The sequence below is a fragment of the Nitrococcus mobilis Nb-231 genome (assembly GCF_000153205.1).
In the GTDB taxonomy this organism is placed as follows: Bacteria; Pseudomonadota; Gammaproteobacteria; order Nitrococcales; family Nitrococcaceae; genus Nitrococcus; species Nitrococcus mobilis.
Genome location: NZ_CH672427.1, coordinates 2,184,211 through 2,208,256, shown reverse-complemented (window position 1 = coordinate 2,208,256; position 24,046 = coordinate 2,184,211). Strand labels below are relative to the sequence as shown.

The window sequence follows — 24,046 nt, the reverse complement described above, 5'->3', positions numbered from 1 at the left end:
CGAGCCGGCGCTCGCACTACCCCTGGTTGCTGGCATCATAATGAGCCTTTACACGCGCGCCGCCAAGGGCATGGGTATAGAAGGCGATTTCATCGATGGCGCCTTGGAACGGCTCCTGAGTCAACGACGGGTCCGTCCCTACCACAAATGCTCCAGTGGCGGTTTCCGGCGTCACCTCCCCGCTTTTTTGGGCCTGGCCGTTCCCATAGAGCCGCCATTTCTCCGGCGTGATCTCTAATACCAGGTGGTAGCGTGTCGCCGCCGCGGTCACCACTCCGGTGGCGCTTGGCGCACCGCCGAGGGCTGTGTTCAGGCTGTTGGTCCCCAATTGGTCGTGATTGCCGGCATCGATGTAGAGCCAGCGGCGCCCCGCTGTCGAACCGTCGCGCTGGGCGAGTAAGGTCTGCCGGCCGTTCTCGGGTAGGGTTGCCGGGGTAAGAATCCACGCCTCGAAGGTCACCGCCGATGCGGTGGGATCAAGTGCGAAGGGCACGTCCAGGTAGGCGGCCTTGCCACCGAAGCGAAGGGCCGCCACAGACCCCGCTACCAGGCCCGGTTCACTGAATTGTATCTCCCCTTGGCAGGTAGCGTCGCGCCGCGCGGCAGTTTCGTCTGCGGCGAGGGTACCCGTGGCCGGCTCGAATCGGTAGTAGGCATAGGGTGCATCGGCCAGTACGAAGTCACGATACGCGGGCCGGCCGGTGGCCATGATCGTGCGATACGGGATCATGCGAAGTCCTTGCCGGCCAGAAAGCCGCGCCAGGCCACTCCGCCGTCGAGAGTGACAAACCGCAGCACGGTATCGCCGTTAGGTGCGGTGCTAATGTCCGGCGCAGCGCCGCCCGGCCATTTGACCGCTTTGGGCCAACTGATATTGCGGCCACCGGTTTCGTCCTGGGTGAGGATGAGCGTGAACGAATAGGCTTTGTCGCCCTCGGGGGCGCTCTCGAAGCTGAGGTTCTTGACATCGGCGGTCAACGTGACCGCGAACACGTTCCCCACGGAGAGGATGATCTTCAGCGCCCCGCCGAAGATCTTCGGTTTGGCCAGAGTCTCGGCATACGCCTTGATGGCGTTGCGCTGCATCCGCAGGTCACCGGTCATAGGGATGCTGCCGTCGCACTTGAAATCGTCGAACGAGAGAATGAACAAGGCGCGCTGGTCGATCGACTCCGTAATGCTTTCGGCATCGGTTGTGATTTGCCGCAGTGGGATGTGCCCACTGGTGAACCCGCCCTTGTTGACGACGACCCGGCCTTCGCGGTTGACTTCGACGTAGTTGGTCGCAGATGGATAAATCGCCAGGGTGCCGGTGGGTACTCTGGTGATTTTGGTCATATCGCGCAGTAGACCGGCCCGATGACCCCAGATCAGGCCCCGCGTGGTGGCTGGGTCCTCGTCGAAATCGTTGAACCGGGCGACTCCGGCTGCGGTGCCCATCTCTGTACTCATACGTTTTGCCTCATCATGAATTCTGCAAGAAGGGCTGGCTGGTGGGAAGCTCGAATAGGCTTCGGATACGATCAGGACCAATATCCATTCTATTGATTTTACAGAATTTCAAATTTTTCGGAACGGCAAGAAAATAAAAAGTATTTGATCTGCTGTATTTTTTTGCAAAATAAGCAGCTCGGACCGGTTTCCCACAACGGCTCCTCTACTATTATTATTGGCGTTTGATCCATAGCGATAAAGGGGCGGCCATGAAGCCAATAGAAGACGCGATGATTCCAATAGACGAGCTCACCGGGCAGACCAAGAGCTTTGCCGTGGACTGTTACGAGAACAGAACCCTGGAAGAGCTGCAACAGCCGCATACGCCCGAGGATGCCGACCCGGAGGAGTGCAAGAAGTGGCGCATCTCGCCGCGGCATTGGAGCCTCGCAATTGAGGCGGCCTTAAAATGCCGTATGGAGCAAGCCGGCTGAAAATTTGACGAGCAAGCCTGAGACGCTCTAGCCGAGCTCGGAAAGACCGCTCGGGGTAGTAGGGCAAACTCAATCGGCCACTTACAAGCAAGCGGCGAGCGTGCGGATAGGATGGGCGGGAAATGAAGCGGCCGTCAACACCGGGTCGGCCGGTTGCGGTCGAACTGAGGTAAGTGGTGTGGCGGCTCTGCACCCGTAATGATCAAATGCAACGCAATCAGCCGAACGCGCGGGCCTTGCCTAGTGTAGTGCCCCGCCCTATTTAGCGCTTATAGCGCGGGGCACTACACTAGCGGCAGAGTTGATCTCGATGCGCTCGACCTGCCGGCTAACCCGAAGGTGGGCGCGAGTGACTCCGGCGCTCGCTTTGACGGCCGCACTCGCTCGTCGCGATCGATCAGCGCAGTGGGCACGGCGAGCAGCGTCACCCGGGCGCAGGGTCTTGTGGGCGAGGTTTTCGATCACCTCCCCGGTCTCCTCGTGGGCGATATGGAAGATCGCTGCCACATGGTGGCGGATGTGCCTGCACCATATCGAGGAGCTCTCGGAGTATCTGCGCGAGTACCCGGGCGAGGTGGATGCGCTGGTAAAAGATTTTTTATCTGCGGTGGCAAGTCGCACGATGAGGCTTTTCCGGAGCCGATCAACAGCGGGGCGCGCGGCGAGGGTTCAAGGTTGGCTCGATGGCTTGAATAAACTCGAATCGGCCATGTTGCAGGCGAGCTCGGCGAGACCGAACGGCATCCGTGAACCGACGATCTCGGGCAAGCGGTCCTCATAGAAGATGTGATCGAACTCCACCAGCTTGTTGGCGAGCGCCTCGCCTGCAGCCCCCAGAAAGTCGCGCTCGAGCTCGTACATAAACGAGGTCAGCTCGTCCCAGCTCTCCCCGGCAAAGCGCTCGTGGGCGTTGGTCGCAATGGTCCGGGCAATGCAGGCCATCGCCAGCGTGAGCCAGCCGGGTGCGGCGGGTTCAGCGAGCAGCCGCTCGCGCGTGGCCGAATAAGCGTGTTCAGCCTGGGCTCGGGTCGAGTCATCGAGGTCGAATCGATCGGTGTGGTGCTCGAAGTCGGATTCGCGGCGCAGGGCCTGCCGACCCGCCTCGATCGTGGCGTTCAGACGGTCGCGAAACGGCCGATTGCGAAGTCCTTTGTGTAGGCCGGCCGCCCACGATGCCGGCGTCTGGTGGTGAGGCCCACTGGTGAACTCCGCGGTCTTCTCGTCCTGCGCTTGCGGCGCCTTGTGCGAGTGTTCGAGCAAAGGCACCGCCTCGGTGACGAAGTCTTCCGAGCGAAAAGATTCGAGCTTTTCGTGCAGTTTGATGCTTTGGAAGGTCTCGATCAGGCGTGGATCGAGGATGATTTCCGCGGCGAGGCGAAGCGCTTGATCGTCGTCGCGGGTGATATTCCGGCGTTTGCCGCGAGAGGCCTTGCCCATGGTGTTTCGATCCTCAGTGCACGGATGCTTGCGGTTAGGGAATCTCTAATAGTTCCCGAATTCCGTCATTCCGGCGTAGGCCGGAATCCATCTTGCTATTGTTTCAAAGGGGAGAATGGTTCCCGGCCTACGCCGGGATGACGAAGTAGTGATTTTACAGGTAGGCCTTAGCGCCAGGATAGTACGTGTGCCAGCTCCCTTCAGGCGTCGTAGTCCAACACGATGTTTTTGCTGAGTGGATAACTCTGGCAGGTAAGCACGTAGCCCGCCTTAAGTTCATCGTCCTCCAGGGCGTAGTTGGCGGCCATTTCCACCTTGCCCGCGAGGAGCTTGGCCCGACAGGTGGCGCAGACCCCGCCCTTGCAGGAGAACGGCAGATCGGCACCGGTCCGCAGCCCGGCTTCGAGAAGGCTCTCGGTGTTGCGCGCCAGATCGAATTCGAACCGCCGGCCTTCGACGATGATGGCGACCCGACTGACGGCGTGATCGGCCTGGGTCGCGGCGTGGCGCGGCGGCAAAGAGCGCTTGCGCTCGCCCGGGACCGTAAACAGCTCGACGTGAATACGCCGGCGTTCGATACCATGCGCGTGCAATGCTTCGGTAACTGCCTGCCGCATGGGTTCGGGCCCACAGATGAAGCACTCGTCCACGCCGGCGATGTCGATGCAGCGTTCGCAGAGTTGCGCGCATTTCTCTTCGGTGATGCGGCCATGCAAGAGTCCGCTGTCGGCCGGTTCGCGGCTGAGCACGTGAAGTAGGTTGAACCGCTCCAGGTGGGTATTCTTCAGATCCGCCAGCTCCTCGAGAAAGAGGATGCTGGCGCTGATGCGGTTGCCGTAAACCAGTGTGAATCGGCTCGCACGTTCCACGGCCAGGGTGGTTTCGATGATCGAGAGTACCGGGGTAATGCCGCTGCCGGCGGCGAAGGCGAGATAGTGCTTGGCCTGGTTGGGATCCAGCGGGGTATAAAAGTGGCCTCGCGGTGGCATGACTTCCAGCGTTTGGCCGGGCTCCAGTTCGTCGTTGGCGAAGTTGGAAAACATGCCGTGCGGCTGACGCTTGACAGCGATGCGCAGCGCGTTGGTCGGCACGCCGGCACAAATGGAGTAGGTGCGCATGATTTGCTCGCCGGCGATCCGAGTGCGCAGTGCGATATGTTGGCCCTGGCGGTAGCGAAACGTCTCGCGCAGCGCGGGTGGTACGGCGAAGGTGATGGCCACGGCCTCACGCGTCACGGGGCGGAGCTCGGCGATGGTAAGCTCATGGAAGGTGGCCATAGCTATCGCTGCCTCGATGCGTTCGGACTCCGCGCTGCTATTGTCGGTCGTCCTGAATGGCATTTAACTTAAGTGATGGGGGTTCCGCGTTCCGCAAGTCGGTAAAGAAAGTGCCATTCTTGGTCGCTCTTAAATACACTTGAAATAGTCGAACGGCTCCAGGCAGTCCTCGCAGCGGTAGAGTGCCTTGCAGGCGGTGGAGCCGAATTCGCTGATCCGTGCGGTCTGCGTGGAGCCGCACTGGGGGCAGGCCACGAACGGTTGATTGTCGACTCCGGCGGGCCCGCAGCCGCCGGCGCGCACCGGCGGGGCGATGCCGTATTCCAGCAGCTTGCGACGGCCGGTCGCGGTGATCCAGTCGCTGCTCCAGGGCGGCGCGAGGCGCGTACGGATATGAAAAGCCGTTACGCCGTGGCGGCGCAGTTGCGCGGCGATCGCCTGCTCGATGGTTTGCATGGCCGGGCAGCCGGAGTAGGTCGGAGTGATCACCACTACCGTTTCGCCGGCACGGCACTGCACCTCCCGCAGAATGCCGAGCTCGGCAATGCTCAGTACCGGGATCTGCGGGTCGGTAACCGTCTCGAGCCAGGCATGCACCCGGGCCGGAGTGACTTTCTGGCTAGGTTGCGAACCGTCACCAGTGGGCATCGGGGTAGGCCCTCGGTAGAAACTGCATTTCCGCCAGAATGTAGCCGAGCTGTTCGGAGTGGCGGCCTTGTTTGCCGCCGGATTGCATCCAGCCCGCTGCCGGGCGTTGCAAGGTAGCCGTCTTTAGGGTGTGTGCGACATCTTCGTCCCAGGTCCGGCCCACCCCAGCCAAATCCGCCGCTACACCGGCTGACTGCAGGGTGCGGTCTATCTCATCCATTGCGAACAGCTCGCCCGTGTACGGCCACAGCGTGTCGACGGAGCGCTGGAGCTTAGCGTGACTCTCGGCGGTGCCGTCGCCGAGGCGGATCATCCATTCGGCGCTGCGCCGCCGATGATAGCCGGCCTCCTTGCACGATTTGGCCGCGATGGCGGCGATGTACTGATCGGCGCAGCCACTCAGTGCTTCGAGCAGCGGGTAGTGAAAGGCGTCGAACAGATACTGCCGGGCGATGGTGTCGCCGTAGTGGCCGTTCGGCTGCTCCACCAGCAGCGCATTGCGGAAATCCAGAACGTCGCGCTGCAGGGCGAGGGCATCTTCATCGCGGCCCGTGCCTTCCACTGCGCCGGCATAGGCAAGCCAACCGCGTGCTTGGCCGATCAGATCCAGCGCGATATTGGCGCTGCCCAGTTCTTCCTCAAGTGCCGGGGCATGGCCGATCCACTCGGTCAGCCGCTGCCCCAAGATCAGCGCGTTGTCGCCCAGGCGCAGCAGGTACTCGTAGAGGGCTTGGCGTTGGTTCATGGCGCGGTCCGGCGTGTTACAGGTTATCGACCTCGTCCGGGACGTCGTAGAAAGTCGGATGCCGATATACCTTGTCCTCGCTCGGATCGAATAGGATGGCTTTGTCGCCGGGCGCGCTGGCGATGATGTCCGTGGAGCGCACGACCCAGATGCTCACCCCCTCGCCGCGGCGAGTATAGACGTCGCGGGCATTGGCGAGTGCCAGCGCCGCATCCGAGGCATGCAGGCTGCCGACGTGCTTGTGCGCCAGGCCGTGGCGGCTGCGGATGAATACTTCCCAGAGCGGCCAATCTTTCACGGTGCTATACCTCGAATGACCGTTATCTTTTAGTCGGCGCCGCGCGCCCGTCGAGCCTGTTTTGCACCAAAGGCGAGCGCGGCCTCGCGTATCCAGCGGCCTTCGTCGTAGGCTCGGCGCCGCGCCTCGATGCGTTCGCGGTTGCAGGGGCCGTCCCCTTTGAGCACGCGCCAGAATTCGTTCCAGTCGATTGCGCCGAACTCGTAATGACCGGTTTGTTCGTTCCATTTGAGCTTCGGATCGGGGGGCGCCAATCTCAGATAGTCGGCTTGCGGCACGCTCTGATCGACGAATTTTTGCCGCAGCGCGTCGTTGGTATGACGCTTAATCTTCCAACGCATGGACTGCTGCGTGTGCGAAGACTCGGCATCGGGTGGTCCAAGCATCATCAGTGAGGGCCACCACCAGCGGTTCAGCGCATCCTGGGCCATGCGCTTTTGCGCCGCGGTGCCGCGGCAGAGCGTGAGCATGATTTCGTAGCCCTGGCGCTGGTGAAAACTTTCCTCTTTGCAGATGCGCCGCATGGCCCGTGCGTAGGGTCCATAAGAGCAGCGGCAAAGCGGAATCTGGTTGATGAGCGCCGCGCCGTCCACCAGCCAGCCGATGGCCCCGACGTCGGCCCAGGTCAACGTGGGATAATTGAAGATGCTCGAGTACTTGGCCTTGCCGGCATGCAGCGCCTCGATGAGCGCCTCGCGAGAGGCCCCGAGGGTTTCGGCGGCGCTGTAGAGATAGAGCCCGTGGCCCGCTTCGTCCTGCACCTTGGCGAGCAGAATGAGCTTGCGGCCCAGACTCGGGGCACGGGTGAGCCAATTGCCCTCCGGCAGCATGCCGACGATCTCCGAGTGAGCGTGCTGCGAGATCTGCCGCACCAGGCTTTGGCGGTAGGCTTGCGGCATCCAGTCTTTAGGCTCGATTTTGATGTCGGCGTCGATTTTCGCTTGGAACGCCTGCTCCAGCTCCGCGATCGCCTCCGCGGAGCGCGTTAGCTCAACTTCGGTGTGGGCGGGCTGGGTGTGCATCAGGGTCTTCCCGGTCATGAGCGATGGACCCGCGATCCGTGGGATTACAGCGGATGACTCTTCTCTAAAAATGATACAAGCAATTAGTGTTGCGTCAATGTGGTGTGTCATTAAGTGGGTGTTTGGACGTGCGCTGGCAAAGTTACTCCGGTAACCGGAAAGCGCTTCCGATTTATTCCGCTCGCGCTTCGCCGGGCCTGTCCTGAGCTGACCGAAGAACTGAGGGAAATCCTTCAGCAGGATCAGGGCGAACGGTCAAGTAATTGGCTGTCTTAGCGTGTTGAATCAAAATGAATTCGGCTGGTTGGGCGGGTGTGCTTGCGGCACCCATGGCGGGCATCGCAGCTGGCGCAGGGCTACCAAGCGATTCGGCTGTTTGGCGCACCGCTTGCGCGACCTCAAGGAAGCCGTCGTCGAGCGTTGCGTGCTTCACGACGGGCTTCCCATCGGTTGGGACCACCTTTAGGCGCCCGAAAGGCGTCCCATACCAGTCACAGGGTCTGAGGATGACGGGTATGACGCGAGCAGTACCTTCGTCATAGCGCGTTATGGCCCGCGCCATCTCGATGTCGTAACAGTAATCCGACGCCAGGAAGTCCGCGCTGACGAGGAGGAGGACGATTTCCGCCGAATCCAGCTGAGCGCTGATCTGGCCATGGATTTCCTCGCCCGGTCTGATGCGCCGGTCGTGCTAGGTGGTTATCAGTCCCTGGCGGCGAAGTCCCGAGGGATGCTTCTCCAATTCGTCGGGCAGGGCCTCGTCGGCATGTGAGTACGACATGAAGATGGTGGCCATGGGGATTTAATGCTCAAGATTGTCGTATCGTTGCCAATATTACCACCATAACCAGCCACTGCCCCGGTGCCGGGTGAGGACGCGATGAAAGACGACTCTGGTGAGATATTCACTCTCGAGGAGGTGGCGGCCTACCTCAAAGTGGGTAAGCGCACGGTCTATCGTTTGGCGGCGGCAAAGAAAATTCCGGCATTCAAAGTCGGAGGAACGTGGCGATTCCAGCGCCGGGAAATCGACCAGTGGATCAAGCGGCAGACGGCGGAAGCCCAGGGCAACGGTGTTCACGGCGAGCCTCGTGGTGAAAATGGGTGAGGGGCTGCCTCATGCTCACAAGACTGGATCGCCTGGTAGATGAAATCGCGGCACTGCACAGCAAGTTGATCCTGCTTGTCGGGCCCGATGGGTGCGGCAAGACCAAGCTCTTGGGCGAGCTGGCCAATAGGCGAGCTGCGAAGGTAATGAATGTCGGAGCCGAACTGGGAAAACGCCTCGCGGCGCTGCCACAGCGACAGCGGCCGCTCCATGCCAATGTCGCGATGCGCGAACTGGCCGATGAGTACGCGAGCGGCGACCTGCTCCTGCTCGACAACATTGAGCTCCTGTTCGATCAGTCGCTCAGGCTCGACCCGCTGGATTTACTCAAGCGCCACGCCCATACGCGTCGAGTCGTGGCGGCATGGCCCGGCCAGCTCCGCGAAGGCCGGCTGAGCTACGCGGAGATCGGGCATCCGGAATATCAGGACTACGGACTGGACGGCCTGATCCCGTTCGAAATTGAAACGGCAGGGTAAAAGGGAAAACGCATGCGCTACGGGGATCTCATTCAATTCGAGCCAATCGAGTCGGTCATTCAGCTGCTCGACGCCAACCGGCCCGATGAGGCGAAGAAGCTCGTCGCCACTTACGTGATCTCCGATGACATGGCCGATCGAATCGCCAAGCAGATGATCGCGCAGATATCGTTCGATGAATCGGTGGATCACAAAGGCGTGCTCGTGGTCGGCAACTACGGCACCGGTAAATCGCACTTGATGTCCGCGCTGTCACTGATCGCCGAAGACGCCGCCTATGTGCCGATGCTCCGCCACCCCAAAGTCGCCGAGGCGGCAAGCTCCATAGCCGGCAAGTTCAAGGTGCACCGCATCGAAATCTCCAGCCAGATGTCGTTGCGCGACATCATTACGCAAGAACTCGAAGTCTTCTTAGAGAAGCAGGGCGTCAGCTACGCGTTCCCGCCGGGCGACAGGGTGGTCAATAACAAAGCCGCCTTCGAGGAGATGATGGCAACCTTCGATGAGGTCCACCCCAACCAAGGCGTACTCCTCGTTGTGGATGAATTCTTGGAGTTTTTGCGCTCCCGAAAGGACCACGACTTGGTGCTGGACTTATCGTTCCTGCGCGAACTGGGTGAAGTAACGAAGCACCTGCGCTTCCGGTTCGTGGCGGGAGTGCAGGAAGCCATCTTTGACAGCAGCCGCTTCCAGCATGTGGCGGACAGCCTGCGTCGGGTGAACGAGCGCTTTACGCAAGTGCTGCTGGCCCGCCAAGATGTGAGCTTTGTGGTGGCGGAGCGTCTGCTCAAAAAGTCAGCCGACCAGCAGCACAAAATCCGCACCTACCTTACGCCCTTTGCCAAGTTCTACAGCAACATGAATGAGCGGATGGACGAGTACGTCCGCCTGTTTCCGGTTCACCCGGACTACATCGGCACCTTCGAACAGCTGATCTTCACCGAGAAGCGCGGCGCATTGGTCACCCTGCGCGACCAGATTCAGGCTCTTCTGGATGACGAGGTTCCGACCGATCGCCCCGGTCTGATCGGGTTCGACAGGTTCTGGGATACGGTCACCTCGAACTCCGTGCTGCGCTCGGACCCAAACATTGGCCCGGTGTTGAAGGTCTCGGAAGTGCTTGGCGAGCGCGTTCAGAAAGCCTTCACCCGCCCACCATACAAAGCGATGGCCATGCGCGTGATTAAGGGGCTGTCCGTGCACCGGTTGACCACCGGTGGCGATATCTACGTGCCGGTCGGTCCAACCGCCGAGGAACTGCGGGATACGCTCTGCCTGTACCAGCCCGGCATCGAGGGCTTGGGCGGCGAGCCCTCCGACGACCTGCTTACAGCAGTGCAGACGACATTGCGTGAGATCGTCAAGACGGTCAATGGCCAGTTCATCTCCAAGGCGCCCGACACCGAGCAGTACTACCTCGATCTCAAGAAAGACGTCGACTACGACGCCCAGGTCGAAAAGCGCGCCGAAGCGCTGTCTGACGATGCACTCGACCGCGCCTACTACAGCGCGCTTATGCAGCTCATGGAACGCACCGATGAGCATGCCTATGTAACCGGTTACAAGATCTGGCAATACCAGGTTGAATGGCAAGACCATGGTGTCGAGCGAAACGGCTACCTGTTCCTCGGGGCGCCCAATGATCGACCGACCGCCCAGCCGGAGCGCGACTTCTATATTTACTTCATCCAGCCGTTCGAGCCGCCACGCTTTCGCGATGAAGCGAAGGCCGACGAAGTGTTCTTCCGCCTGAAAGGGCTGGACGACGCCATCAAACGCCATCTGGCCTTCTATGCCGCGGCCCAGGAGCTGGCCTCGACAGCCAGCGGGGCGGCCAAGGCCGTCTACCTGGACAAGGCCAAGGATGCCCTACGTGGCATGAGCAAGTGGCTCCAGGACAAGCAGATGACCGCCTTCGAGGTGACCCATCAGGGTAAGACCAAGACCCTGCAGGAATGGGCCAAGGGGGTGTCGATGCGCGACAAGCTCCGACTGGGTTCAGACGAGCGCGCCAACTTCCGAGACATCGTCAATGTGACGTCTGGCTTGGCGCTGGGTACCCACTTCACGGACCTGGCTCCGGAGTATCCGACCTTTTCGGTACTGGTCACCGAATCGAACCGCAAGCAGCTCATCGGCAACGCGCTCAAGGCACTGGCGGGCGGTACGCGCACCAAGGACGCGGTCGCCATCCTGGATGCGCTGGAGATGCTGGACGGCGACCGCATCGAGCCTACGCGATCGAAGTATGCCCAGGAAGTGTTAAGCCGACTGAAGGCAAAAGGCCAGGGCCAGGTGCTCAACCGCGGTGAACTGGTAAGTGGACCGACCGACGTCGAGTATTTCGCCCCGGTTCGATTCCGTTTGGAACCGGACTTGCTCGTCACCGTGTTGGGCAGCCTGGTGTACTCGGGCGATATCGTCCTGGCCATCACCGGCGACAAGATCGATTCCGGCAAGATCTCGCTGCTGGTCGAGCGGGGGCTGGACGAGCTCAAACAGTTCAAGCACGTCGAGGCACCAAAGGAGATCAATGTCGCCGTCCTGCGCTCGCTGTTTGAGCTGCTGGGCCTGCCGTCTGGCCTTGCCCAGATGGCGACCCAAGGCAAGGAGGAGCCGGTCAAGGAACTTCTGGATGCTGTAGCGAAGCTCGTCAACCGCGTGCTGGCGGTCGGGACTGATCTGCAGACCCGGCTCAGCTTCTGGGGCCAGCCCTTGCTGCGTGAGGAAGAGCTGCGTGACTGGCGCACGCGGCTCGAAGCGCTCAAGGGTTTCCTCGAAGGGCTCTCGCCTTATAACACCGTTGGCAAGCTCAAAAACCTGCGCATCACCCAAGAGGACATCGACGCTCAGAAGAAGAACCTTGAGGTCCTGTCGTCCGTCGAGAAGCTCCGTGACTTGGTGGCCGAGTTGGGAGCCATAGCAGCCTATCTTTCACAGGCCGAGATGGTGCTCGTCGCTGACCACACTTGGGTCCAGCAGGCGCAGGCGGCGCGCAAGGAGATCCTCGACAAGCTCGCCGATGACCGCAGTGCGCAGCACGCCGCCGAATACCGCCAGCGTCTGGCGGCACTGAAGAAAGACTACATCACCGCCTACGTGGCCCAACACAGCAAAGCGCGGCTCGGCGTAGCGGAGGACAAGACCAAGTCCGCGATGCGCAAAGATCCGCGCATTGTGACCCTGCGCGCACTCGCTGGCATCTCTCTCATGCACCCCGGCCAGCTTACGGCGTTCGAAGACAAGCTCGACAAGCTGAAGAGCTGTGCCTCCTTGATCGAGTCCGAGCTGGCCGCCAGCCCCGTCTGTCCGCACTGCAGCTTCCGCCCAGCGAACGAGCAGGGTGATTTCCTACCCGCAGCCAATGTGCTCAAGACTCTGGACGACGAACTGGACAGACTACAGCAGGGTTGGCAGCAGGCGCTGCTCGACAACCTCGACGACCCGATCATCCAGGCCAACTTCGAGCTACTGAAAGCTGTGCAACACGACCTGATCAAGGGCTTTTTAGTCTCGAAGGCGTTGCCTGACCCTGTTACGCCTGAGTTCGTCGCCGCCGTGCAGGAGGCACTCTCCGGCCTCGAGAAGATCCTCGTCACCGACGATGAAATCAAGAAGGCGCTGCTCGCTGGCGGATCGCCCGCGACGCCCGATGACCTGCGCAAGCGATTTGAGTCGTTTCTGAATGAGCGCTGCAAAGGCAAGGATGCGAGCAAGCTGCGGTTTGTCGTGGAGTGAATTCAACAATCACTCATGACGTGAGCTTGCAGCTAAAGACTACCCCAGGAGGTGACCATGCCAACGGATGAACAACAAACAGGCGACTCGATCCAAGCTGGCTCAGGTCCGAAGACGATCAACCTGCTGAAGGTCAGGGACGACCATCAGACCGTTCGCTTCGAGGGAGTCGAAGAAGGAAAGTTCAAGCTCTGCGAAGGGGTCGATGTACAGTGGGTCAGTGCGCAGGAATTCGGTCTCAAGGAACTGCGCAGTCGCATCGAACCCTGGCTGACATCTCTGTTTCAGTCTGAGCATCTCTCGCTCTTGGTCGGTTCAGGGTTGACCTACGCGGTGCATGAGATAGCGGCCGGAAAACTTGCATCCGGCATGTCGGGTAGTGTTTCCGAGGGACGTTTCAAAGAAAAGATACATGCAGCCGCCCACGCATCCGCAAAGGCAGCGGGACGTGATCAGAGCAATATCGAAGACCATATTCGGATAGCCAACGAGCTATTGCGGGGACTGGAGATCTTCGGTGTCCGCAAGCAGGCTGATGCACTGCGAGAAGACCTGTCGACGACACTTCGGAACTTTGCCAAATCCATTCTTAAAGGCGAAGCTGGCATTGCCACCGCCTTGGAACAGCAGCGAGAAAAGGCCTTCACTGGCCTGGTCACGTTCCTGATGAGTTTTGCCAGCCGCACCGGAACCCGGGATCGGCTGAACATCTTCACGACCAACTACGATCGGTTGATTGAAGCAGGAGCCGAACTGGCGGGTCTTTATCTGCTAGACCGCTTCCTCGGCAATTTAATGCCGATCTTCCGCTCGTCCCGGCTCGATTTGGATATGCACTATAACCCGCCAGGCATTCGCGGCGAGCCGCGCTATCTGGAAGGCGTCGCCCGCTTCACCAAGCTGCATGGTTCGGTGGACTGGGTGCAAGCGGGCAAAGAAATCCGTCGTATCGGCCTGCCGTTTGGCGTAGTCGAGGTTGCTCCCTATTTGGAGGCACCCGGTTTGACGAGAGCCAGCCCCCTTCAACTGATGATTTACCCCAACGCCGCTAAGGATAGGGAAACGCTGGCCTATCCCTATGTGGAGTTGTTCCGCGATCTGGCCGCCGTTGTGTGCCGTCCCAACAGCACGCTGGTTACCTACGGCTACAGCTTTGGCGACGAACATATCAATCGCGTGATCCGCGACATGCTCACCATTCCATCCGCGCATCTGGTAGTGATTTCGAGGGATGACAACCTTGGCCGAATCTTGCCGCTTGCGGAGGAGCGGAAGTCCCAAGTCAGCCTGTTGGTCGGGCCGCAGTTGGCCGATCTGACAACACTGACCGAATACTTCCTGCCCAAGGCTGCCATCGACAGGGCCACGTTCCGCATGAGCGAGTTGCTCAAGCAACGTTATGGCGCGGAATCCCCACCCCAAGACAATACTCAGGGTGACGGTTCCCCGGACGCGGAGGCCAAAACATGAGCGTGTCGCCGATAGCCTATGCCGATTCCTTGCGCATCGGCAAGATTGATTTCGTCTCGCCGGACGAGATCAAGGTGCTGCTGGACATCGAAGCACCGGATGCCGTCGCGCTGAATACTGGAACACCGCGTCCGTTTCCTCGCATCAATGGCTATGCGCTGGTGCCCAGCGACCAGGGCCATCTCGTGGCGCAGGTGGAGTGGATCACCGTCGAGCGCTCGCAGTACCCGAAGCGCAAGGGTATGCAGGACTTTGGCCTGGTGGATTTACCCTATCCACTGCGCAAGATGAGTCTCAATCCCTTGGGGTGCCTGATCTACGAAGGCCTGGATGGGGACAAGGAGCGCTATGAGTTTCGGCGTGGCGTAGAGGCGTATCCCACGGTCGGCGATCCGGTACTGCTTCCGACGCAGAGCCAACTGCGCGCCATCGTCGAGTCCGGCAAGAACCGCCGCGTCAAGATCGGCATCAGTCCGCTGGCCGCCAACGCGGAGGTGCGGATCGACCCGGACCGTCTCTTCGGCCGCCATCTGGCTGTGCTGGGCAACACGGGCAGTGGCAAATCTTGCTCGGTGGCGGGACTGATCCGCTGGTCAATGGATGAGGCGCAGAAGGCGCGCGGCGGCTCTGACCCCAATGCCCGCTTCATCGTGCTCGATCCCAATGGAGAATACGCCAACACCTTCCGGGATATGAGCAACGTGCGGGTGTTCGCGGTTGAGCCCGCCAAAGGTATCGAGCAGCTCCAGGTGCCCCTGTGGTTCTGGAATAGCGCCGAATGGAGCGCATTCACTCAGGCGAGTGCCAGGACGCAGCGTCCGACGTTGATTCAGGCGCTTCGCTCGGTTCGCGATGGCGCGGTAGATGCTTCAGCCACGCCAAGCCATGAGATGCGGCGTTTCCTGCGAACCGTGGTGAGTGTAATTCAGATCGAACGGAATGCCGGCAGGCCTTGGGCCAACTTTCCTCATCCAAAGAACTTCTTCGAGAAGATCAAGAAGTGGCAAGAAGGGCTTGCAGAGGACGCCTCGTTCAGCGCGGAAGAAGTTTCCGCGCTGAAGGCGGTGAAAGATAAGATTACGGCGTTCGCAAGCGCACGTGGTGGTCAGTATCCAACTTATGACTTCACTAAAGCAGAGATCGATGAGTTTCTAAGCCTAGTGAAGTCGGCTCATGCTGCCTTCGGTGGTAGCGATGTGGATATTCTCCCTATCGATGCCGACGTGCCACGCCCATTCACCGGCGATCAACTCCTGCGCAGCGTCGAGGCCAATGCTGAACTGTTGAACGTTTCCGAGTACGTCGAAACCATGCTCATGCGAATCCGAACAATTCTTTCGGATAGTCGCATGAAGACCATCACTGGTGGTACTAAAGAGGTATCCCTATACGGCTGGCTGAGCAAGTACATCGGAGACAATCAAGCCTCCAACGGCACAGTCACTGTCATCGACCTTTCGTTGGTGCCAGCCGAGGTCGTCCATATCATCACTGCGGTCATTGCCCGCATGACGCTGGAAGCCTTGCAGCGCTACCGCAAGCTCAGCCGCGGCAAGACTTTACCCACCGTGTTGGTAATGGAAGAAGCGCATACCTTCATCAAACGCTATAAGGACGACACGGAGAATCAGAATTCCGCCGCCATCTGCTGCCAGGTCTTCGAGAAGATCGCCCGCGAGGGCCGCAAGTTCGGTCTAGGGCTGGTGCTGTCGTCTCAGCGTCCGAGCGAGCTGTCGCCCACGGTGCTGTCCCAATGCAACAGCTATCTGCTCCATCGCATCAGCAACGATCGCGATCAGGAGCTGGTGCACAAGCTCGTACCTGATAATTTGCGCGGCCTGCTGCGCGATCTGCCCTCCCTGCCGTCGCGCAACGCCATTTTGTTGGGCTGGGCCTCCGAGCTGCCAGTGCTCGTGCAGATCAATGCCTTGCCGGAACTCCATCGGCCGAAATCGGATGACCCCGATTTCTGGGCCGTGTGGTCTGGCCAGACTCAGCGTGAGGTGGATTGGGCTGCTATTGCCACAGATTGGCAGCAGACGCAGCCCGAACAACAAAACGCAAACAACCAAGCAGTCGGTAATGCCGGGGAATTTGACGATGACATCCCTTTTTGAAGCAGGCAAGCAGATCTCCGGCTCGGTGGAATGTCTTGGGCAGACATTCCCAAGCGACCAAGCGCGTCGCAAGCACTACTTGAAACTGCTGGCCGAAAAACTCAAAGACCCGGCATTCCGCAAGCAGGAAGGATTTCCGCAGGGGACGGACGAGGCCATTCTGGCCATGTCCGATCCGCCGTACTACACCGCGTGCCCGAATCCCTGGTTGGCCGATTTCGTTCAGCAGTATGGGAAGCCTTATGACCCGGCCGAATCTTATCGGCGCGAGCCATTGGCGATCGACGTGTCGGTGGGCAAGACCGATCCGATCTACAAGGCGCACTCTTACCACACCAAGGTGCCGCATCTGGCCATCGTGCCGTCCATCCTGCACTACACGAAGCCGGGCGACATCGTGCTCGACGGGTTTGCGGGCTCTGGCATGACGGGTGTAGCCGCTCAGTGGTGCGGCACGGCGCCAGCCAAGTATCGACACGAGGTCGAGCTGGCGCGGAAGAAGGAAGGTCGGCCGGCGCCGCAATGGGGTGCGCGGCGAGTGGTGCTCAACGACCTGTCGCCGGTGGCCACCTTCATTGCAGCCAACTACAACCTGCCGTTCGACGTCGATGCCTTCGCGCAGGCAGGCAAGCAACTGCTCAAGTCGGTCGAGCAGGATGTCGGCTGGATGTATGAAACCCTGCACACCGACGGCAAGACCAAGGGGCGTATCGGGTACACCGTTTGGAGCCAGCTCTACAGTTGCCCGGAGTGTGCAGGTGAGGTGAACTTCACCGAGGAGGCACTTGATGAGAAGTCCAAGCGAGTCAAGGAGTCGTTTCCTTGTCCACACTGCGGCGCCGAGCTGATCAAATCTCGGCTCGACCGCCTATACACAGCAAAGCTCGATCCGAGTACAGGCAATACGATACAGGTGCCCAAACGGGCGGCGACGCTGATCTCATACACCGACGGCAAGACGCGCTACGAAAAGAAGCCGACCCACGATGACTTGGCTGTGATCCAGCGCATTGAGTCATTGCCGCTCCCGTTTCAAGTGCCCACCATCGAAATCCCGCCGATGCACATGACTCATGAGCGGGCTCGCATGGACTACGCGGGAGTCACACACATTCACCACTTTTTTCTGCCACGTGCCGCGCAGGCCATGGGCAAGCTGTGGGAGAAGGCCAACGCATACCCTGGTGCTCGGACTCGGGCTTTCCTGTTGTTCTTTGTTGAACAAGCTATCTGGGGTATGTCGGTACTTGCACGGTACACGCCTACACACTTCTCGCAGGTCAATCAGTACCTGAGTGGCGTATATTACATCGCGTCGCAGCATTCGGAATGTAGCCCCTGGTACATCCTCGATGGAAAGCTGAGCCGACTAGAAAAAGCCTTCCACGGGTATCGATCCCAATTCGGATTCGCTGGTATCAACACCGGAGCAGCCGCCCAACTGCCACTGCCTGATGCTTCTATCGATTACGTCTTCACCGACCCGCCGTTTGGCGAGAACATCTACTACGCTGACCTGAACTTCCTGGTCGAGTCGTGGCACGGAGTGACGACCGATGCCCAACCCGAAGCCATCATCGACCGCTTTAAGAAGAAGGCACTGCCCGAGTACCAGCACCTGATGCAACGCTGCTTCGCCGAGTACCACCGCGTACTCAAGCCCGGGCGTTGGATGACGGTGGTGTTCTCCAATAGCAAGGCGGCGGTGTGGAACGCCATCCAGGTAGCCTTGCAGCAGGCCGGTTTCGTGGTCGCCGAAGTGACGGCGCTGGACAAGCTGCAGGGCAGCTACCGGCAAGTGACCTCCACCACCGCAGTGAAGCAGGATCTGGTGATCTCAGCCTACAAACCCAATGGCGGCCTGGAGCAGCGCCTTGCCCAGCGAGGCGCTACGCCTGAATCCGCGTGGGACTTCGTACAAACCCATCTCAGGAACCTGTCGGTGACCAAAACCAGGAACGGGGAGATGGAACTCATCGTCGAGCGTGACCCTCGGCGCATCTACGACCGGCTGGTAGCCTGGTTCGTGCGCCATGACGCGCCCGTGCCCTTGTCCAGCGACGAATTCCTGAGTGGGGTGCGGAGCCGGTTTCCCGAGCGTGACGGCATGGTGTTCCTGCCGGAACAGGTCGCCGAGTACGACAAGAAGCGGGCTCAGATGGCACAGGCACCGCAGATGGAGCTGTTCGTGTCCGACGAGCGCAGCGCCATCGATTGGCTGACGGATTTCCTGAGAAAACGCCCTTCGACGTATCAGGGGCTGCATCCTGAGTTCATCACTCAACTTGGCGCCGGTTGGAAGAAACATGAGAGCAAGCCTGAGCTCTCACAGCTGCTCGAGGATAACTTCATTCGATACGACGGCGCGGGTGATGTGCCAAGCCAGATTCACAGCTACCTCTCCACCAACCACAAGGACCTGCGCGGTCTCGAAAAGAGTGATCCGCGCTTGGTCGCCAAGGCCAAGGATCGCTGGTATGTCCCCGACCCGAATAAGGCGCAGGATCTCGAAAAGAAACGCGAGAAGGTGCTGTTGAAGGAATTCGAAAGCTACCGGGCCGCGACGGGTCGCCGACTCAAGGAGTTCAGGCTGGAAGCGCTGCGTGCGGGGTTCAAGGCGGCCTGGGGTAATAAGGACTACCAGACCATCATCAAGGTAGCCCAGAAGATCCCTGAAGCGGCACTACAGGAAGACGAGAAGCTGCTCCTCTGGTACGACCAGGCGCTGACGCGCACGGAGGAGCCGTAAATGGCCACTATCGAAGGCTTTCGCGTGCAAAACTATCGCGCGCTGCGCGATGTAACTTTAGGCAAGCTATCCGGGCAGCAAAGCGGCGAGCCACTCACACCATTCACTGTGGTGATCGGCAAGAATGGCGTGGGCAAGAGTTCTTTGTTCGACGCCTTCGGTTTTGTAGCGGATTGTCTGTCGGCCGACGTGGAGGCCGCCTGCGACATGAAGCAGCGCGGTGGTTTTGAGCGGCTGCGATCTAAAAATGTCGATGAGCCGATAAGCTTTGAGATTTATTACCGTGAAGCGCCGAATGAGCGCCCCATCACCTATGAACTTGCCATTGATCTCGATAACAGCGGCCGGCCTTTCGTACTTTCAGAGGCACTGAGGCAGCGGCGTAAAGGGCAAAGATATGGCCGGCCGTTTCCATTTCTTCGGTTGGAATATGGCAAGGGAACAGTCTGGGCGGGTGAGGACGCTGTGGAAGGTACAGAGGAGGAAGACCGCACCAGCAGCTCGGTGGAACTAACGGACTCCCGTGAGTTGGGCATTGCCACTTTGGGGACACTGAGAGAACATCCGCGCATCAGCAAGTTTCGCAATTTCCTCAAGGCTTGGTATCTCTCCTATTTCTATCCAGATGCGGCGCGCAGCCTGCCCAGTGCTGGCCCGCAGCGGCATCTGAACATGCATGGCGACAACATCGGCAACGTGGTGCAATTCATGGAGCGTGAGCACAAGTCCCGCTTCCAGTCCATTTTGAACCGCATCGCCAGCAAGATTCCTGGCATCAAAAGTATCGGCACCAAGGTGACGGACGATAAGCGGGTCTTGCTGCGATTCAATGATGGGGCTTTTTCCGATCCGTTCTTTGCCCAGCAGGTGTCGGATGGCACCTTGAAGGTGTTTTGCTACCTGCTGTTGCTGGAAGACCCTGACCCGCCGCCCTTTATCTGCATTGAGGAGCCGGAAAATGGGTTGTACCACAAGCTACTGGAATCCCTTGCTCAGGAGTTCCGGGCGCATGCTACCGGGAGAAAAGGAGCACCACAAATATTCGTGACCACCCATCAACCGTATTTTGTCGATGCTCTGGCACCGGAGGAAGTCTGGATCCTCAGCAAGGGAGATGATGGCTATTCACGCATCCAGCGTGCGTCCGATATTGAAATCGTCAAGAACATGGTGGCTGAAGGCCTGCCGCTGGGCGGTCTGTGGTATGCCGACTATCTCGATGCGAGATGAGCATGCATATCGAGATATTGGTGGAGGACAGTTCTGGGGAAAAGCTGCTGGAAGCCGTGCTGCCGAAAATACTGGGCGACCGGGGTGATCCGCACACTTGGCGTACCCATGCGTACAAGGGAATAGGACGCATCCCGAGAAACCTGAGAGGAAAAGCCGATCCGGGAAAACGCATTCTGTTGGATCAACTGCCACGGCTGTTGCAGGGCTATGGCAGGACACCCGGCATCGATGCTGTCGTAGTGGTACTGGATTCCGACTGTCGGGATTGCACGCTATTTCTTGCAGAGTTGAAAGCGCTGGCTGCTGGATGCAATCCGTTGCCGAACACACTTTTCCGGTTGGCCATCGAGGAAGTGGAAGCCTGGTATCTGGGGGACAGACAGGCCCTGGAACAAGCCTATCCTAATGCCAAGCGCGATGTACTGAATAGATATGTACAGGACAGCGTTTGCAACACTTGGGAGCTGCTTGCCGACGCAGTGTATTCCGGAGGCTCTGCTGCAGTCAAGAAGGCCGGATGGCCACTGCCGGGTCAGATTAAGCACGAGTGGGCGCAAGAAATTGGCCCTTTGCTTGATCCAGAACGAAATGTCTCACCCAGCTTCACCAAGCTGCGCGATGGACTGCGCTGTCTTGCGGCAAAAGGTGCTGTATGACACCAAAAGTCGCCGAGGATCTGATCCGGCAGCAATTGCTCCAGCCGGTCGGCGAGACCCTGTTCGAGGTTCCGGTTGCCCTGGGGGAGCGATTCACCCAGGCGGCCGGGCAAGCCACCCCGCAAGTTACCCTTCATGTGACCCCGCAAGTGATCCCCCAAGTGACCCCGCAAGTCTCCCCCCAAGGCCTCGCGCTGCTGGTGAAGGTGTCCGGGGAGATGGCGCGCTGGAGATGACGATTCCCGACAAGCCGAAGAGCAGCAAGCAGAGGTGCCGCTTGCCTGAGTTGGGGCGCGCGTCGCTTAAGCAGGAGGGCGCATGAGCGAGGGCTTCGCCATCGGCGACTGGTGCTGGCACGCCCGACAGGGATCACCCTGCCGGGTAGTCGATCGCCAAGACGTTTGGGGTGAGACTGCCTACCGCGTCTGGCTACCGGCCAAGGATGCGCTGGTGCGCGCCCGAGACCAGGATCTTGGCGACCTCTCCTGTGTGCGCCCGACCGTGGAGCAGATTCTGCACACGGCGGCAGCGGCAAAACTACTCGACGCGATCGAGGACAACCTGCTACTGGCACCGATCCAGTCGAGCGTGGTGCCGCTGCCGCATCAGCTCTATGCCCTGAATCGTGCCATGAGCCGCGACCGCATCCGCTACCTGCTGGCAGACGAGGTCGGGCTGGGAAAGACTATCGAGGCCGGTCTGATTCTGCGCGAATTGAAGCTTCGTGGCATGGCGCAGCGGGTGCTGGTGGTGGCACCGAAGGGACTCGTACGCCAATGGCAGGCGGAGATGCGCCTTCACTTCGGTGAGCACTTTCGTTTCATCGAACCATCTGAACTGGCTGCCTTCCGTCAGTGGCGTGACAACGGTACCCAGGGGGACGAAAACCTCTGGCGTATGCATGATCAGGTGATCTGTTCGCTGGACTCGGTGAAGCCGATTGATGGTCGGCGCGGGTGGAGCGTGGAGCAGCTGGCCACCTACAACCGCGAACGCTTCGAAGACCTGATATCCGCCTCTTGGGATCTCGTGATCATCGACGAATCGCATCGGCTTGGCGGTAGCACTGATCAGGTCGCCCGCTACAAGCTGGGCGCTGCGTTGGCCGAGGCGTCGCCATATCTGCTGTTGCTGTCCGCTACCCCTCACCAGGGCAAGACCGACCAGTTCATGCGGCTGATGCAGTTGCTGGACCGGGAAACCTTTCCGGATGAGAGCAGCATCAACCGTGACCGGGTGCGGCCGTTCGTAATCCGTACGGAAAAGCGTGCTGCCATTGATGCCGAGGGACAGCCCCTGTTCAAGCCACGGACGACGCGCCTGCAGGCGGTGGCGTGGCAGGAGCGCCATGCCGCCCAGCAAAGACTGTACGAGGCTGTGACCGACTACGTGCGTCATGGTTACAACCAGGCAATGGCGGCCAAGCAGCGACATATCGGATTTCTGATGATCCTGATGCAGCGGCTGGTGACGTCTAGTACGGCTGCCATCCGCACGACCCTGGAGAAGCGCAGGGCTCTGCTGGAGACCCCGCAGGCGCAGACGCAGCTCGTTGATAGGCCCGAGTTGGACGAGTGGACCGAACTTGACGGCCAAGCGCAGCTCGACGTGGTGATCCAGGGTAGTGGCTGGGAGCGCGAGAAGGCAGAGGTCGGGCTGTTGCTCGACCTTGCTATCGAGACGGAACACCAAGGAACAGATGCCAAGGCGGAGACCCTGCTCGAGCTGATCTACAAACTCCAGCAGGAAGAGAACGACCCACAGCTCAAGGTGCTGATCTTCACCGAGTTTGTGCCCACACAGGCCATGCTGGCGGAGTTCCTGGAAAGCCGGGGCTTTTCTATAGCGTTGCTCAACGGTGGAATGGACTTGGACGCGCGCACGCGTGCACAGCAGGTCTTCTCGCGAGACGCACGAGTGCTTATCTCGACGGACGCAGGCGGCGAGGGCCTGAATCTGCAGTTCTGTCATGTCATCGTCAACTTTGATATGCCGTGGAACCCGATGCGGCTAGAGCAGCGCATTGGCCGCGTGGACCGAATCGGCCAGCCGCATGTCGTACGAGCCATAAACTTCGTGCTGGAAGACACGGTCGAACACCGGGTGCGCGAGGTGTTGGGGGAGAAGCTCTCCGTCATTGCACAAGAGTTCGGCGTCGATAAGGCGGCCGATGTGATGGACTCGGCAGAGGTAGAACCGATCTTCGACGAGCTGTTCGTGCATGGACTGCAAGACCCGGCTTCAATCGACAAGGAATGCGATGCGGTCATCGACCAGGTACGACAGAGGGTAGCGGCGAATCGCCAGGATGCTGACCTGCTGGCGGAGGAGCATACGCTTGAAGTGGATGATGCCCGTAAGTGGCGCGACCATCCGGCGCAATATTGGCTGGAGCGTGCCATCACCGCTGGATTGCCATCGCGCGGTGGCGCAGCTGAGAGAGTTGGCGACGCATGGCGCGTGAAGTGGGTCGACGGCAGCGAGTCACCCTGTGTCTGCTTCGACGCGCGCACCGCGGAGCAGAACCCAGAAATGGAGTGGATCACACTCGAGGACCCACGCGCACGCGCAGTGATCAGTGAGCTGCCGCGCCACGTCGCTGGACAGCCGTTGGCTGTAGCCGCGGTCACAGGCTTGCCCGATACGGTGCGAGGGGTGTGGTCACTGTGGGAAATCAGCCTGAGCGCGTCCCACGTCTCCGAGAATTTCAGCCGGCGACGATTCTTACCCATCTTCGTTACCGAAGACGGCCGCACCTTTGTGCCGACCGCCAAGCGGATCTGGGATTTGCTGTTGACGGAGTCGGTGTCGCTCGCGCCGGACGTCGAGGTGGAGAACGCTTCAAGCAGCTTCGAAGCATCGCTGGCTGCGGCCAAGGCGCAAGGGGAGCGGCTTTTTGCGGATCTGCTGGAAGAGCACCGTACTTGGCTCGCCGAGGAACGCGAGCGGACGCGGTATGCTTTCGAGTCGCGCTATCAGGCGATAGGCCGCATCGGATTGCCCGCGGTCAGAGAGCACCGACGCAGGAGGCTCGAAGCTGAACACGAGGCCCGTATGGCGTCGCTAGCGGATGCGGAAGTCTGCACGCCGGATCTCGACGCGGTGTTGTTGCTTCGCGTGGGTCACCCGGAGGGCGCCTGA

At 60.1% G+C, this 24,046-nt stretch carries 21 protein-coding genes and 1 pseudogene; 12 read left to right on the top strand and 10 right to left on the bottom strand.

Annotation, left to right across the window (positions count from 1 at the left end):
* Window positions 1-16: 16 nt before the first annotated feature.
* Entirely contained in the window at window positions 17-730 is a 714-nt protein-coding gene (locus NB231_RS10055) for a LamG domain-containing protein (protein WP_005002385.1), read from the bottom strand.
* Window positions 727-1,440 carry a hypothetical protein gene (locus NB231_RS19125; RefSeq protein ID WP_005002383.1) on the bottom strand — a complete coding sequence of 238 codons (714 nt, stop codon included), beginning with the start codon at window positions 1,438-1,440 and terminating at the stop codon, window positions 727-729. The genes NB231_RS10055 and NB231_RS19125 overlap by 4 nt, the downstream gene beginning before the upstream one ends.
* Window positions 1,441-1,703: 263 nt before the next feature.
* Here NB231_RS19125 and NB231_RS10045 point away from each other — a divergent pair, with 263 nt between their 5' ends.
* The gene (locus NB231_RS10045; protein ID WP_005002381.1) at window positions 1,704-1,928 is read left to right on the top strand and encodes a hypothetical protein; all 225 of its coding nucleotides are present in this window, start codon (window positions 1,704-1,706) and stop codon (window positions 1,926-1,928) included.
* A gap of 258 nt (window positions 1,929-2,186) precedes the next feature.
* Here the strand turns inward: NB231_RS10045 and NB231_RS19670 are convergent, their stop codons facing one another.
* The 7 genes from NB231_RS19670 to paaA form a co-directional block, all read right to left on the bottom strand.
* Window positions 2,187-2,435: a hypothetical protein gene (locus tag NB231_RS19670; RefSeq protein WP_232210443.1), complete on the bottom strand. Its 249-nt coding sequence runs from the start codon at window positions 2,433-2,435 to the stop codon at window positions 2,187-2,189.
* Window positions 2,436-2,597: 162 nt separating this feature from the next.
* The gene (locus NB231_RS10040; RefSeq protein ID WP_005002378.1) at window positions 2,598-3,365 is read right to left on the bottom strand and encodes a hypothetical protein; all 768 of its coding nucleotides are present in this window, start codon (window positions 3,363-3,365) and stop codon (window positions 2,598-2,600) included.
* Window positions 3,366-3,565: 200 nt separating this feature from the next.
* Window positions 3,566-4,705, bottom strand: coding sequence for a 1,2-phenylacetyl-CoA epoxidase subunit PaaE (gene paaE / locus NB231_RS10035; protein WP_005002376.1), 1,140 nt, complete (start codon window positions 4,703-4,705; stop codon window positions 3,566-3,568).
* A gap of 66 nt (window positions 4,706-4,771) precedes the next feature.
* A complete protein-coding gene (gene paaD, locus NB231_RS10030; protein WP_005002373.1) occupies window positions 4,772-5,290 on the bottom strand; it encodes a 1,2-phenylacetyl-CoA epoxidase subunit PaaD in 519 nt (172 codons plus the stop codon).
* Window positions 5,277-6,035: a 1,2-phenylacetyl-CoA epoxidase subunit PaaC gene (paaC, locus tag NB231_RS10025; RefSeq protein WP_005002367.1), complete on the bottom strand. Its 759-nt coding sequence runs from the start codon at window positions 6,033-6,035 to the stop codon at window positions 5,277-5,279. Before paaC ends, paaD begins: the two co-directional genes overlap by 14 nt.
* 16 nt (window positions 6,036-6,051) lie before the next feature.
* Entirely contained in the window at window positions 6,052-6,333 is a 282-nt protein-coding gene (gene paaB, locus NB231_RS18590) for a 1,2-phenylacetyl-CoA epoxidase subunit PaaB (protein ID WP_005002365.1), read from the bottom strand.
* A 29-nt stretch (window positions 6,334-6,362) separates the two neighbouring features.
* Window positions 6,363-7,373, bottom strand: coding sequence for a 1,2-phenylacetyl-CoA epoxidase subunit PaaA (gene paaA / locus NB231_RS10015; RefSeq protein WP_156776975.1), 1,011 nt, complete (start codon window positions 7,371-7,373; stop codon window positions 6,363-6,365).
* A 259-nt stretch (window positions 7,374-7,632) separates the two neighbouring features.
* Here paaA and NB231_RS19665 point away from each other — a divergent pair, with 259 nt between their 5' ends.
* Window positions 7,633-7,821 (top strand): hypothetical protein, encoded by a 189-nt coding sequence (locus tag NB231_RS19665; protein ID WP_005002362.1) that lies wholly within the window; start codon window positions 7,633-7,635, stop codon window positions 7,819-7,821.
* A 9-nt stretch (window positions 7,822-7,830) separates the two neighbouring features.
* On the opposite strand, the pseudogene NB231_RS20310 reads toward NB231_RS19665, so the two are convergent.
* Window positions 7,831-8,034 (bottom strand): annotated as a pseudogene (locus NB231_RS20310) (TIR domain-containing protein); the annotation flags it as partial.
* A gap of 201 nt (window positions 8,035-8,235) precedes the next feature.
* Here NB231_RS20310 and mads1 point away from each other — a divergent pair.
* The 10 genes from mads1 (at window position 8,236) to NB231_RS09960 (ending at window position 24,046) form a co-directional block, all read left to right on the top strand.
* Window positions 8,236-8,463 carry a methylation-associated defense system helix-turn-helix domain-containing protein MAD1 gene (mads1, locus tag NB231_RS10005; RefSeq protein ID WP_005002352.1) on the top strand — a complete coding sequence of 76 codons (228 nt, stop codon included), beginning with the start codon at window positions 8,236-8,238 and terminating at the stop codon, window positions 8,461-8,463.
* An 11-nt stretch (window positions 8,464-8,474) separates the two neighbouring features.
* Window positions 8,475-8,942 (top strand): BREX-3 system P-loop-containing protein BrxF, encoded by a 468-nt coding sequence (gene brxF / locus NB231_RS10000; protein WP_005002350.1) that lies wholly within the window; start codon window positions 8,475-8,477, stop codon window positions 8,940-8,942.
* Window positions 8,943-8,954: 12 nt separating this feature from the next.
* Window positions 8,955-12,680, top strand: a complete 3,726-nt coding sequence (locus tag NB231_RS09995) for a DUF6079 family protein (protein ID WP_005002347.1) — start codon at window positions 8,955-8,957, stop codon at window positions 12,678-12,680.
* Window positions 12,681-12,737: 57 nt separating this feature from the next.
* Window positions 12,738-14,150: an SIR2 family protein gene (locus NB231_RS09990; RefSeq protein WP_005002345.1), complete on the top strand. Its 1,413-nt coding sequence runs from the start codon at window positions 12,738-12,740 to the stop codon at window positions 14,148-14,150.
* On the top strand, window positions 14,147-16,267 hold the full coding sequence (locus NB231_RS09985; protein ID WP_005002342.1) for an ATP-binding protein: 2,121 nt from the start codon (window positions 14,147-14,149) through the stop codon (window positions 16,265-16,267). Before NB231_RS09990 ends, NB231_RS09985 begins: the two co-directional genes overlap by 4 nt.
* A complete protein-coding gene (locus NB231_RS09980) occupies window positions 16,233-19,016 on the top strand; it encodes a DNA methyltransferase (RefSeq protein WP_232210442.1) in 2,784 nt (927 codons plus the stop codon). The genes NB231_RS09985 and NB231_RS09980 overlap by 35 nt, the downstream gene beginning before the upstream one ends.
* Window positions 19,017-20,246 carry an AAA family ATPase gene (locus NB231_RS09975; protein WP_005002339.1) on the top strand — a complete coding sequence of 410 codons (1,230 nt, stop codon included), beginning with the start codon at window positions 19,017-19,019 and terminating at the stop codon, window positions 20,244-20,246. It abuts the gene before it with no gap.
* Window positions 20,247-20,248: 2 nt separating this feature from the next.
* Complete coding sequence (locus NB231_RS09970; RefSeq protein ID WP_156776974.1) at window positions 20,249-20,905, top strand: hypothetical protein; 657 nt, start codon at window positions 20,249-20,251, stop codon at window positions 20,903-20,905.
* Window positions 20,902-21,141: a hypothetical protein gene (locus NB231_RS09965; RefSeq protein WP_005002337.1), complete on the top strand. Its 240-nt coding sequence runs from the start codon at window positions 20,902-20,904 to the stop codon at window positions 21,139-21,141. The genes NB231_RS09970 and NB231_RS09965 overlap by 4 nt, the downstream gene beginning before the upstream one ends.
* An 82-nt stretch (window positions 21,142-21,223) precedes the next feature.
* Entirely contained in the window at window positions 21,224-24,046 is a 2,823-nt protein-coding gene (locus tag NB231_RS09960) for a helicase-related protein (RefSeq protein WP_005002336.1), read from the top strand.